This window comes from Pseudomonas sp. FW305-20 (assembly GCF_058788075.1).
In genome coordinates this window covers 15947-28462 of the sequence record NZ_JBYTAJ010000051.1, presented here as the reverse complement: position 1 = coordinate 28462, position 12516 = coordinate 15947, and the positions used below count along the sequence as shown (strand labels likewise).

Sequence of the window (12516 nt, the reverse complement as noted above, 5' to 3'; positions counted from 1 at the left end):
TGATCGTTCCCACGCTCCGCGTGGGAATGCCTCTAGGGACGCTCCGCGTCCAGTGACGCGGAGCGTCACGGGCTGCATTACCACGCAGAGCGTGGGAACGATCTGTGTACCTCAGTCCGGCCAATACCACGCGGGCTCATCCAGCATCCGCTGCCCGACAATCCCGGTCTGGCCCAGGTTTTTCTCCAGCACAATGCAATTGCACTCCGGGTCCTCCTGCAACGCCGAGATCAACCGCCGTGCATGCGAAACCACCCACACCTGACACTGCTCGGACGCGCGAATAATCAACCGCGCCAACGCTGGCAACAAGTCCGGGTGCAAACTGGTTTCCGGCTCGTTCAACACCATCAGCGTCGGCGGCCGAGGCGTCAGCAGCGCCGCGACCAGCAGCAAATAGCGCAACGTCCCGTCCGACAACTCGGCCGCCGACAAGGGCCTCAACAAGCCTTCCTGGTAAAACTCGATGGCAAAGCGTCCACCCTGAAGCGTCGCGATGTTCAATCGCGCGCCAGGGAAGGCGTCACTGACGGCAGCCTGCAAGGCTTCGGGATCGCCGATTTCGCGGATTGTCTGCAACGCAGCCGCCAGATCTCGACCGTCGTGATGCAGCACCGGTGTGCGGGTGCCCAATTGCGGTTGACGCACCGGCGCGTCGGCGTCGCTGCGAAAGTGATCATAGAATCGCCAGCGGCGGATGAATTCACGCAACTGCATGACTTCCGGCGAGGTGCGAAAGCTGCCGACCTGATCGAACAGGCTGTCGAAATTCGGCGTGTGTTGGGCCAGCACCTCCCAGCCGCGACCGGTCCGGGCTCGGATCATTGGGCCGTTGCGATCCACCAGCAGGCTGGCCGGGCGGTAAAACGGGCCGGACCAGATGCATTCCTTCTTGATTTCCGGGTCCAGAGAAAACGCGGAAAGGCTCGGCTCCGGCAGACCCAGCGCGATCGAGTAGCTGAAATCTTCCCCGGCAAACCCCAGGCGCAGGCGTTTGGCGCCGTGCCGTACGCTCGCCTCGATCGGAACGTCGCCATTACGCATCCGTCGGCTGATGTTTTCCGGGCCGGCCCAGAATGTCGAATCCAGCCCACCCTCGCGGGCCAACGCATTGACCACGCCGCCCTGAGCGGTTTCCGCCAGCAGGCGCAACGCGCGGTAGAGGTTGGATTTGCCGCTGCCATTCGGACCGGTGATCAGGTTCAACCGACCCAGAGGAATCACCAATTTATTGATCGAGCGGTAATTGGCCACCGCTAGGGTTTTGAGCATGGGAAGCTTCCTGCTGCGTGGTGCGCGATTCTGCCTTATTGTCGACGTCATCGTGCGCCAGGCTTTATTTCAAACCGTGAGGCGCACCCTTGGAACCCTGTTCTAAGCTCACAGTCGTATCGCCATCTGCACGTTCGTACAACGCAAAGGAGTCTGCATAGTGGGTCCCGGATTGAAAACAGTGGTTGGCCTGAGCCTCCTTGTCCTGCTGAGCGCCTGTGGCGATGAAAAACCGGTCGAAAAGGACCGTCCGCGGGTATTCGTGCAAGAAGTAAAACCTGCGGATTACGCAGCGACAGTGACCCTGACCGGTGATGTTCAGGCGCGGGTCCAGACCGATCTGTCGTTCCGCGTGGGCGGCAAGATCATCCAGCGTACAGTCGATGTCGGTGACCGGGTTTCGGCCAAACAGGTTCTGGCCAGGCTCGATCCCAAGGACCTGCAAACCAGCGTCGACTCGGCCCAGGCGCAAGTTGTTGCCGAGCAGGCCCGAGTCAAACAGACCGCCGCCGCCTTCGTTCGCCAGCAAAAACTCCTGCCCAAGGGCTATACCAGCCAAAGTGAATACGATTCCGCCCAAGCCGCCTTGCGCAGCAGCCAAAGCGCCTTGACGGCGGCCCAGGCGCAACTGGCCAACGCCCGGGAACAACTGGGCTACACCGCGTTGGTCGCCGACGCGCCGGGGGTGATTACCGCGCGGCAGGCCGAAGTCGGCCAAGTGGTGCAGGCCACCGTGCCGATTTTCAGCCTGGCCCGGGACGGTGAGCGCGACGCCGTGTTCAACGTCTACGAGTCGCTGCTGACAGAGCCACCAGAGGGGAAAGCGGTGGTCGTCAGCCTGATCGACAAACCTGAGGTGAAAACCACCGGCACTGTTCGGGAAATCACCCCGGCCGTCTCTGCGCAGACTGGCACGGTGCAGGTCAAAGTCACGCTCAAAGGACTACCGGAAGGCATGCAGCTCGGTTCGGTGGTGAGTGCCACGGCCCAGACGCCAGGCAAGTCGGCGGTCGAACTGCCCTGGTCGGCACTGACCAAAAATCTCAGCGAGCCGGCGGTGTGGCTGGTGGACGGCGAGGGCAAGGCACAGCTGCACAACGTCACGGTCGGCCGCTACTTGACGGGCAAAGTGATCATCAGCGCCGGCCTGAAGGGCGGTGAAAAAGTGGTCATTGCCGGCGGCCAGTTGCTGCACCCTGGCGTGAAGGTGGAAATCGCCGAAGACACCTCTAAGGATTTAGCCGCAGGAGCCCAGTCATGAAGCGTCTGTTACTGGTATGCGCCGGTGTGATGCTGGTGGCCTGCTCGGAAAAGGAATCGCCGCCGGAGCCTGTGCGTCCGGTGCTGTCCATCAAGGTCCAGTCTCTGGACGAAGAAAGCCTGGGCCGCTTCGCCGGCAGCATCCAGGCCCGGTATGAAAGCAATGTCGGCTTCCGGGTGTCAGGGCGTATCGCCAGCCGTCATGTGGATGTCGGTGCCGAAGTCGATCAGGGGGCGTTACTCGCAACCCTCGACCCCACCGATCAGCAGAACCAGTTGCGCTCCGCCCAGGGTGATCTGGCCAATGTCCAGGCGCAACTCATCAACGCCCAGGCCAACGCCCGGCGTCAGCAAGAGTTGTTCGATCGCGGCGTGGGCGCCCAGGCGCAACTCGACATCGCACAGACCGACCTCAAAACCACCCAGGCCTCCCTCGATCAAGCGAAGGCTGCGGTCGATCAGGCCAAGGACCAGCTCAACTACGTCGAACTGCGCGCCGATCACCAAGCCATCGTCACCGCGTGGAACGCCGAAGCCGGGCAAGTCGTCAGCGCCGGCCAGCAAGTGGTGACCCTGGCGCAGCCGAACATCAAGGAAGCGGTGATCGACCTGCCGGACACCCTGGTCGACCAGTTGCCGAATGACGTGGTGTTTCAGGTGGCCGCCCAACTCGACCCGAGCATCACCAGCACCGCGATCATTCGCGAAATCGAACCCCAGGCGCAAAGCGCGACCCGCACCCGTCGCGCCCGCCTGACATTGACCGACACCCCACCGGGTTTTCGCCTGGGCACAGCCATCAGCGTGACCCTCAGCTCCGCGATCAAACCGCGTATCGAACTGCCCCTGACCGCGCTCCAGGAAGTCGATGGAAAACCGCGGATTTGGGTCGTCGACCCGCAGACCCAAACTGTTTCCCCGCGAGACGTCAGCCTGATCAGCCGCACTGGCTCAACGATGGTGTTGGCCAACGGCGTGAAGTCCGGCGAGCGGGTGGTCAGTGCCGGCGTGAACAGCCTGAAACCGGGGCAGAAAGTAAAAATCGATGAGGACAGCCCGCAATGAAAGGGAGTTTCAACTTATCCGAATGGGCCCTCAAGCATCAGTCGTTTGTCTGGTATTTGATGTTCGTCGCGCTGCTGATGGGCGTGTTCTCGTACCTGAACCTGGGACGCGAGGAAGACCCGTCATTCACCATCAAAACCATGGTGATCCAGACTCGCTGGCCGGGCGCGACCCAGGAAGAAACCCTCAAGCAGGTCACTGACCGGATCGAGAAAAAACTCGAAGAGCTCGACTCGCTCGACTACGTGAAAAGCTACACCCGCCCCGGCGAGTCGACGGTCTTCGTTAATTTGCGTGATACCACCAGCGCCAAGGACATCCCGGAAATCTGGTACCAGGTGCGCAAGAAGATCAATGACATTCGCGGTGACTTCCCCCAAGGCCTGCAAGGGCCGGGATTCAACGATGAATTCGGTGACGTGTTCGGCTCGGTGTACGCCTTTACCGCCGACGGCTTGTCGATGCGCCAATTGCGCGATTACGTCGAGCAGGTCCGCGCCGAGATCCGCGAAGTACCGGGGCTGGGCAAGGTCGAGATGGTCGGCGAGCAGGATGAAGTCCTCTATCTGAACTTCTCCACCCGCAAACTGGCGGCTTTGGGTATCGATCAGCGTCAGGTGGTGCAGAGCCTGCAATCGCAAAACGCGGTGACCCCGGCGGGTGTGATCGAGGCCGGTCCCGAGCGGATTTCCGTGCGCACGACCGGGCAGTTCGCCTCCGAGAAAGACCTGGAAAACGTCAACCTGCGGCTCAACGATCGTTTCTACCGCTTGGCCGACATCGCCGAGATCAGCCGTGGTTACGTCGATCCGTCAACGCCGGAATTCCGCTTCAACGGCCACCCTGCCATCGGCCTTGCCATTGCGATGAAGAAGGGCGGCAACATCCAGGTGTTCGGCAGCGCGCTGCACCAGCGCATGAACGACCTGACCGCCGACCTGCCGGTGGGCGTCGGCGTGCACAACGTTTCCGACCAGGCCGAAGTGGTGGAAAAAGCCGTCGGCGGCTTTACCAGCGCGTTGTTCGAAGCGGTAGTGATCGTGCTGATCGTCAGCTTCATCAGCCTCGGCGTCCGCGCCGGGCTGGTGGTGGCGTGCTCGATTCCGCTGGTGCTGGCGATGGTCTTCGTCTTCATGGAGTACAGCGGCATCACCATGCAGCGGATTTCCCTCGGCGCGTTGATCATCGCCCTCGGCCTGCTGGTGGATGACGCGATGATCACCGTCGAGATGATGGTCACGCGCCTGGAACTGGGCGATACCAAGGAGCAGGCCGCTACGTTCGCCTACACCTCGACCGCGTTCCCGATGCTCACCGGTACGTTGGTGACGGTGGCCGGTTTCGTGCCCATCGGCCTGAACGCCAGCTCGGCCGGCGAGTACACCTTCACCCTGTTCGCGGTGATCGCGGTGGCCATGATCGTGTCGTGGGTTGTCGCGGTGCTGTTCGCCCCGGTGATCGGCGTGCACATCCTCAGCGCCAATGTGAAACCTCACGACGCGGAACCGGGGCGCATCGGTCGGGCGTTCAATTACGGCATGCTCTGGGCCATGCGCAATCGTTGGTGGGCGATCGGCATCACCGTTGCACTGTTTGTGGCGTCGGTGTTTTCCATGCAGTTCGTGCAGAACCAGTTCTTCCCGTCCTCGGATCGCCCGGAAATCCTCGTCGACCTGAACCTGCCGCAAAACGCCTCGATTGCCGAAACCCGCAAGGCTGTGGACAAACTCGAAGCGACGCTCAAGGGCGACCCGGACATCGTGCGCTGGAGCACCTACATCGGCGAAGGTGCGATCCGTTTCTACCTGCCCCTCGACCAGCAATTGCAGAACCCGTACTACGCGCAATTGGTGATCGTCAGCAAAGGGCTGGAATCGCGTAACGCGCTGAGCCAACGCTTGCGCGAGCGCCTGCGCAAGGATTTTGTCGGTGTCGGCAGCTACGTCCAGGCGCTGGAAATGGGCCCGCCGGTAGGTCGGCCGATTCAGTACCGGGTCAGCGGCAAGGACATCGATCAGGTGCGCAAACACGCCATCGCCCTGGCCACCGAGCTGGATAAAAACACCCACATCGGCGAGATCATTTACGACTGGAACGAACCGGGCAAAGTCCTGCGCATCGACATCGCGCAGGACAAGGCGCGGCAATTGGGGCTGTCGTCGGAAGACGTGGCCAACCTGATGAACAGCATTGTGGTCGGTGCGCCGGTGACTCAGGTCGATGACGATATCTACCTGATCAACGTGGTGGGGCGTGCGGTAGACGCCGAGCGAGGCACCCCGGAAACCCTGCAGAACTTGCAGATCGTCACGCCGGGCGGCACGTCGATTCCGCTGCTGGCGTTCGCTTCCGTGCGTTATGAACTCGAGCAGCCGCTGGTCTGGCGCCGCGACCGCAAACCGACCATCACCATTAAGGCGGCGGTGCGCGACGAAATTCAGCCGACCGACCTGGTGAAACAACTCCAACCCGACATCGATAAATTCGCCGCCAGTTTGCCGGTGGGCTACAAGGTCGCCACGGGCGGCACCGTCGAGGAAAGCGCCAAGGCCCAGGGCCCGATTGCCAAGGTCGTGCCGTTGATGCTGTTTTTGATGGCGACCTTCCTGATGATCCAGTTGCACAGCGTGCAGAAGCTGTTCCTGGTGGCCAGCGTCGCACCACTCGGCTTGATTGGCGTGGTGCTGGCGCTGATCCCGACGGGCACGCCGATGGGCTTTGTGGCGATCCTGGGGATTCTGGCGCTGATCGGCATCATCATCCGCAACTCGGTGATTCTGGTGACGCAGATCGAAGCCCTGGAGAAGGACGGCCATGCACCGTGGGATGCGGTGGTGCAAGCCACGGAACATCGTCGCCGGCCGATTCTATTGACGGCAGCGGCGGCGAGCCTGGGGATGATTCCGATCGCCCGGGAAGTGTTCTGGGGGCCGATGGCCTACGCGATGATTGGCGGGATTGTTATTGCGACGCTGCTGACATTGCTGTTTTTGCCGGCGCTGTATGTGGCCTGGTACAAAATCCGCGAACCGAAAAAGCAAGCGCAGTAATTGGTGGGTTGATCGTTCCCGAGTGACGTTTGGGAACGGTCCTACTTACATGGCCGGTGCGTTGCTGTACGGTCCCTTTCCTGATGGAGGAGGGACTTCGATGTCACCGATGACTCATTGTCTGCGCTATGTGCTGTTGCTCGGCGCTCTGTTGTGTTCACCCCCGACGCTGGCTGGCAATGTGCTGGAAAATTCGCAGTGGCGCGTCGAACTCGATCCCGCCACGCTGGCGATCCTTGTCACTCCCGCACAACATTTGCCAGTGCAAGCCTCGTCGGGCGTTACCGGGTATAAGGTCAGCAACCTCAAGCAAAGCGCCAATCGCATGGACTGGCAGTGGGATGGCGGCGCCTGGACGCTCAGTGCCGCCCTCGATCAGCGTGACCTGTCCCTGTCCATCACGGCCCGTGATCCCGGTGAACTGAGCTTTCTGAAACAGCCTGGCAGTTCCATGGGAAAAGGGCTGATCTGGCCGCTGGCCGAGGGGCGTTACGTGCCTGCCGGTGATCCGCTGTGGCAAACCTTTCTGCTCGATCAGGGGGCGTTCAATACCACCCAAGACCTGAGTCTGCCGCTGTGGGGCGTTGATCACGGTGGCTTCACGCTGAACTGGCTGATGACCAACCCTTACAACAATCGCCTGATCTTCAGCGCCGAAAACAACAACACCCTTGCTCTGACTGTTCATCATCAATTCACCTCCCTCGAGCCCAATGCACCGCTGACTTTCAAGCTGTCGTTGGGTGATGTCGATCTGTTGGCGGGTGCCAGGCGCTATCGGAAATGGTTGGTCGACAGCGGGCAATACGAAACCTTGAGCGACAAACTGCTGAAGACTCCCGAAGCCAAAAAGCTCCTGGGCGCCAGTCATGCTTATCTGTGGGGTAATGACCTGCTCGGACCGGAGGATGTTCGAAGCTGGCCAGCCTTGCTGAAAAGGTTGCGCGGTAATGGGCTGCTGGCCAGCGAGTTACGTCCCAGTTTTGACACTGAAAGCTCGCAGTTACTGGCCCGGGCTGAGCCACCGCTTGATCGTTACCAGCAAGCCACGTTGCTACGCAGCCTCAATGCTGCACTCAACAAGAAGGCACGCAGCGGCTGGCAGTCTGTGGTCGAACCGGACATGCAAAAACTGGCTGACGGCTACGGCGTGTTACGTGCTGAGCTGGCAGTGGCGTTTTCCGATGCTTTGACGGCAACCCCGGAACGCTGGGGCAATACCTTGTCACCCACCACAATCGAACAACTGAAAGCTGCAGGCCTGACGCGATTATGGCTTGGCCTTGGCGAGGGTTGGGAAGGGGGGCTCTGGCATCCTGAAACGGTGCGCCAAGGCGTTGCCGCAGGTTATCTGGTGGCGCCTTATGATTCCTATGAAACGGCGCTGACCATCACTGAAAACCCGGACTGGACCACCGCGCATCTGGGCTCCAGAGCCAACCAGGAATGTGCGGTCGTGCTGGAAACCGGGACGTTCAAAAGCGGGTTTCAGCAATCGGGGCATTACACCGATCCGCGTTGTGTTCGGCCATTGCTTGAAGCGCGCATCAGGGCTGTGCTTGGCAAGGCCGGATTCAATAGCTGGTTTCTGGACGCCTACGCCACTGGCATGCTGTTCGACAGCTACCGTGTGGGAGCGACCATGACTCAGGTGCAAAATGCCGAAGGCAACATCGATGCTTCGCGTTGGGTCAACGAGACATTGAAGCTACCGACCGGCTCCGAGGATGGCAACGCCACCACGGCCCAAGGTGTGTTGTTTGCCCATGGGATGCAGACACCGGTGATCGGCTGGGGGGATTCGGATATGAGCAAGAATCCGAAGTCGCCCTATTACCTGGGCCGCTGGTTTCCTGATGAACAGCCGCAGGTTTTCTTCAAGCCCGTGCCGCTCAAGGAACCCTATCGCACGGTTCACTTTGCGCCGCAAACGCGCTTGCCGCTTTATCAGGCGGTGTTCCATGGCTCGGTGATCACCACCCATCATTGGTTGTTCGACAGCCTTAAGTTGAGCAATGTGCGCGCCGATAATGAGCTGACGCAATTGCTCTACAACGTGCCGCCGCTGTATCACCTGAGTGCGGCGACGCTGAAGCAGCGGTTACCGGTGATTGCGCGTCAGGATGTGTTCTTCCGCCCGCTGCATGAGCGTCTGGCGACTCAGGCAATGACAGGTTTCCGTTGGCTGACTGAAGACCGTCAGGTACAGCAGACAACGTTCGCCGATGGCACCAGGCTGGTGGCGAACTTTGATGTACGCGAACGTGAGATGGATGGGCGACCGCTGGCCGATCGAAGCATTACCGCGTTTGACGCGAGCGGGGGAGTGACGACCTATCAAGTCGCTGTGCAACGTTAGAAAACCGTCGCGAACCTGATCGCGATTTGCGTCCTGACAGGCTACGCCGGTTTACGCCAGACACTCGCCAGCCAAGGCTGCTGCTCCCGCGGCAGCCCTGCCGGCCGGTAGTAATGCTCCAGCTCCACAAACCCCGCCGCCGTCAGCAATTGCTGCCACGTCTCAAGATCGTGGTACGCCCCATAACGCGGCCCGTTCCAGCCTTCCTGATTCTCGCCACGCGGGTTGGAACTGAACAGCACGCCACCCGGCTTCAAGGCCCCGCGCAACTCCTTCAATACCCGAGGCAGTTCCTGGCGCGGAATATGAAACAGCACCGCATTGGCGAAGATCCCGTCAAAACGTTCGGCCGGTAAATCCAGCTTCAGGAAATCCTGCTGCCAGACTTCACAACCGCTGTCCTGTCGGGCCATCTGCGCAAACTTCTCCGAACCATCAAGCCCTACGGCGGTGTGGCCCATGCGCGTGAAGGTTTGCAAATCACGACCCGGCCCGCAGCCAAAATCGAGGATGTCGAACGGCGCCTCACCCTGAATATGCCGCAACAGCGCATCGATGTTCTGGCTGACATCATGATCGCGCGTCCCTTCGCGAAAACTTTCAGCCACCGAGTTGTAATGGCCCAGGGTGGTGGAGGTGATCTGCTCGAGGTCGGTGGGGGTCTGTTTCATGGTCGGCTGCGCAGGCAATTGGGATTTGCCGAATATACGCCATCAAACCAGTGGCTGCTTCGCAGCCAATCGCGAGCAGGCTCGCACCCACAGTTGATCGCGTCCGTCTGGACATCTCGGTCGAATGTGGGAGCGAGCCTGCTCGCGAAAGCGGTATCACTGACAACCAATAACTTCAGCCAGACTCAGCGCTTGTTGAGCCCCCGAGCCAACCGATCCCCGCCCAACTGAATCACCGCCACCAACACCACCAGCAACACAATCACCGTCAACATGATCTGGCTATCAAAGCGTTGATACCCGTATCGATAGGCGATATCGCCCAACCCACCGGCACCAATCGCCCCGGCCATGGCCGACGAGTTGATCATCGTCACCAACGTAATCGTGAAACCCCCGACAATCCCCGGCAGCGCCTCGGGCAACAACACATGCCAAACGATATGCGCGCGCCGGCAACCCATCGCCTGCGCCGCTTCGATCAACCCGTGATCCACCTCCCGCAAACTGACTTCGGCAATGCGCGCAAAGAACGGCGTGGCGGCAATGGTCAGCGGCACCACGGCGGCCCAAACGCCGTACGTGGTGCCGACGATCAACCGGGTAAACGGAATCAGCGCCACCATCAAAATCAGAAACGGAATCGAGCGGAACAGGTTCACGAACGCGCCCAACGCGCGGTTCAGCGCCGGTGCTTCATAGATTCCGCCCTTGGAACTGGTGACCAGAATCACCGCCAGCGGAATGCCCGCCAGCAGTGCGATCAATGACGACACGCCGACCATCAGGAAGGTGTCGATGAAGCCTTGCAGCAAGCGATCAAACCACATAACCCAGCACCTCCACCTGTTGTGCCCAGTTGCCGGCGCGTTGACGCAATTCCTCTGCGCTGAGAGACGAACCGGTCACCGCCAGCAGCAGTTGCCCGAGGGCATGGCCCTGAATCCGTTCCACGCCACCTTGCAGCAAGCGCACGCGACCGCCGAGGGCACTGAACAACGCGGCCAGGTCGGGCTCGTCGCTGGCGCTGCCGGTGAACTGCAAACGCAGCACAACAGCAGCGTCCGAGGACTGTGGCTGTGCCTGCAAGCGGCTTTGCAGTTCTTCCGGCAAACCGTGTTGCAACGGTGCCAGCAAGGTTTTGCTGACCTCGTGCTGCGGGTTGCCGAAGACTTCCCAGACCGGCCCTTGTTCGACGATTCGTCCGTGTTCCAGCACCACGACCCGATCACAGATATCGCGGATCACCGCCATCTCGTGGGTGATCAGCACGATGGTCAGGCCCAGGCGCTGGTTGATCTCGCGCAGCAGGCCGAGGATCGATTGCGTGGTTTCCGGGTCCAGCGCCGAAGTGGCTTCGTCGCACAGCAGAATCGCCGGGTCATGCACCAGGGCGCGGGCGATGCCGACGCGTTGTTTCTGCCCGCCGGACAGCTGCGCCGGGTAGGCCTTGTGTTTCTCTTGCAGGCCCACCAGTTCCAGCAATTGGCGGACTTTCTGCTGGCGTTTTTCCTTCGGCACCCCGGCGACTTTCAGCGGCAATTCGACGTTCTGCCAAACCGTCTTGGCCGACATCAGGTTGAAGTGCTGGAAGATCATGCCGATGCGCCGACGCAGCGCCACCAGGCGGTCTTCATCGAACTCGCCGATGTCGACCTGATCGATCAGCACGCGCCCCGTACTCGGTTGTTCCAGGCGGTTGATGGTGCGGATCAGCGACGACTTGCCGGCGCCGCTGCGGCCGATGATGCCGAACACCTCGCCGCGCTGGATCGCCAGGTCGATGCCTTGCAGCGCGGCGACAGGACCTTGCGGGCCGTTGTAGGTTTTGCCCAGGCCGATGAAGCGCACGTGAGCACGGTTAAGCGCTGGATGCAGTTCGGTTTGTTCGACTTTATGGCGCTCTGGAATCTCCAGTCGCAGTTGCGTGGCTGCCGTCATATTCAGCTTTCCCAACCGGCTTGGTAGAGCTTGCCGTGGGCTTTATCCAGCGCTGCACGAACGGCCGGCGAATGCTGGTAGATGTCGACGAACTTGATCAGGCGCGGGTCGGTTTTGCTTTTCGGCTGGATCACGAACTGAATCACGTATTCCTTGTGGTCGAGGCCGTCGAACAGCAGGGCGGAGCCGGCATCGAAGGTCTTCGACAAGCGGATGTAGGCCGGGTAGCCCTGGACCAGATCGGCGTCGTCATAGGCGCGCACCAGTTGCACGGCTTCGACCTGGAGGATTTTGATCTTCTTCGGATTGGCGACGATGTCTTCTTCGGTGGCCTTGTAGCCGACACCCGGTTTTAGGGTGATCAGCCCGGCCTTGGCCAACAGTTGCAAGCCACGACCGCTGTTGATCGGGTCGTTGGCGATCGCCACGCTGGCGCCTTCCGGCAGTTTGTCGAAGCTTTTGTATTTCTTTGAGTAGAGGCCGACGTTGTTGATGATCCCCGGCGCGAACGGCACCAGGTCAAAACCGGCGGCGGCCTTGGCGTTTTCCAGGAACGGGACGTGCTGGAAGTAGTTCACGTCGATGTCGCCGGCGGCGAGGCTAACGTTGGGCGCGATCCAGTCACTGAACTCCACCAGGTCGACTTGCAGGCCTTGTTTCCTGGCTTCTTCGACGGCGGCTTCCAGGGGAATGGCGAAGGCGGCAGTGGTGCCGACCTTCAGCGGCGCGTCGGCGGCGAAGGTGATGGAGCTGAAAAGGCCGAGGGCCAAGGCCAGTGCTTTGACTGGGTGGCTGAATAGTTTTTTGGTCATGATGATTTTCCAGTCAGTGCATTGGATTGGCGATCGTTCCCACGCTCCGCGTGGGAATGCAGCCAGTGACGCTCTGCGTCACCGCC

Annotated in this window: 9 protein-coding genes; 4 read left to right on the top strand and 5 right to left on the bottom strand. The window is 60.8% G+C overall.

The window, feature by feature from the left end; genetic code table 11:
- Window positions 1–111 precede the first annotated feature (111 nt).
- A complete protein-coding gene (locus AC3WP4_RS27150) occupies window positions 112–1272 on the bottom strand; it encodes an AAA family ATPase (protein WP_102615012.1) in 1161 nt (386 codons plus the stop codon).
- A 157-nt stretch (window positions 1273–1429) separates the two neighbouring features.
- Here AC3WP4_RS27150 and AC3WP4_RS27145 point away from each other — a divergent pair, with 157 nt between their 5' ends.
- The 4 genes from AC3WP4_RS27145 to AC3WP4_RS27130 all read left to right on the top strand — a co-directional run bounded on the left by AC3WP4_RS27145 (window position 1430) and on the right by AC3WP4_RS27130 (window position 9006).
- Window positions 1430–2533, top strand: a complete 1104-nt coding sequence (locus AC3WP4_RS27145; protein WP_102615011.1) for an efflux RND transporter periplasmic adaptor subunit — start codon at window positions 1430–1432, stop codon at window positions 2531–2533.
- Window positions 2530–3597, top strand: a complete 1068-nt coding sequence (locus AC3WP4_RS27140; protein ID WP_074872509.1) for an efflux RND transporter periplasmic adaptor subunit — start codon at window positions 2530–2532, stop codon at window positions 3595–3597. The genes AC3WP4_RS27145 and AC3WP4_RS27140 overlap by 4 nt, the downstream gene beginning before the upstream one ends.
- Window positions 3594–6647: an efflux RND transporter permease subunit gene (locus AC3WP4_RS27135; RefSeq protein ID WP_102615010.1), complete on the top strand. Its 3054-nt coding sequence runs from the start codon at window positions 3594–3596 to the stop codon at window positions 6645–6647. The genes AC3WP4_RS27140 and AC3WP4_RS27135 overlap by 4 nt, the downstream gene beginning before the upstream one ends.
- A gap of 100 nt (window positions 6648–6747) precedes the next feature.
- Window positions 6748–9006: a glycoside hydrolase gene (locus AC3WP4_RS27130; protein WP_102615009.1), complete on the top strand. Its 2259-nt coding sequence runs from the start codon at window positions 6748–6750 to the stop codon at window positions 9004–9006.
- 41 nt (window positions 9007–9047) lie between these two features.
- On the opposite strand, the gene AC3WP4_RS27125 is transcribed toward AC3WP4_RS27130, so the two are convergent.
- The 4 genes from AC3WP4_RS27125 to AC3WP4_RS27110 all read right to left on the bottom strand — a co-directional run bounded on the left by AC3WP4_RS27125 (window position 9048) and on the right by AC3WP4_RS27110 (window position 12430).
- A complete protein-coding gene (locus AC3WP4_RS27125; protein ID WP_074872516.1) occupies window positions 9048–9677 on the bottom strand; it encodes a class I SAM-dependent methyltransferase in 630 nt (209 codons plus the stop codon).
- Window positions 9678–9862: 185 nt separating this feature from the next.
- Window positions 9863–10507 carry a methionine ABC transporter permease gene (locus AC3WP4_RS27120; protein WP_102615008.1) on the bottom strand — a complete coding sequence of 215 codons (645 nt, stop codon included), beginning with the start codon at window positions 10505–10507 and terminating at the stop codon, window positions 9863–9865.
- Window positions 10497–11618, bottom strand: a complete 1122-nt coding sequence (locus AC3WP4_RS27115) for a methionine ABC transporter ATP-binding protein (RefSeq protein WP_102615007.1) — start codon at window positions 11616–11618, stop codon at window positions 10497–10499. The genes AC3WP4_RS27120 and AC3WP4_RS27115 overlap by 11 nt, the downstream gene beginning before the upstream one ends.
- Before the next feature lie 2 nt (window positions 11619–11620).
- Window positions 11621–12430, bottom strand: a complete 810-nt coding sequence (locus tag AC3WP4_RS27110) for a MetQ/NlpA family ABC transporter substrate-binding protein (protein ID WP_102615006.1) — start codon at window positions 12428–12430, stop codon at window positions 11621–11623.
- Between the last annotated feature and the right edge of the window lie 86 nt (window positions 12431–12516).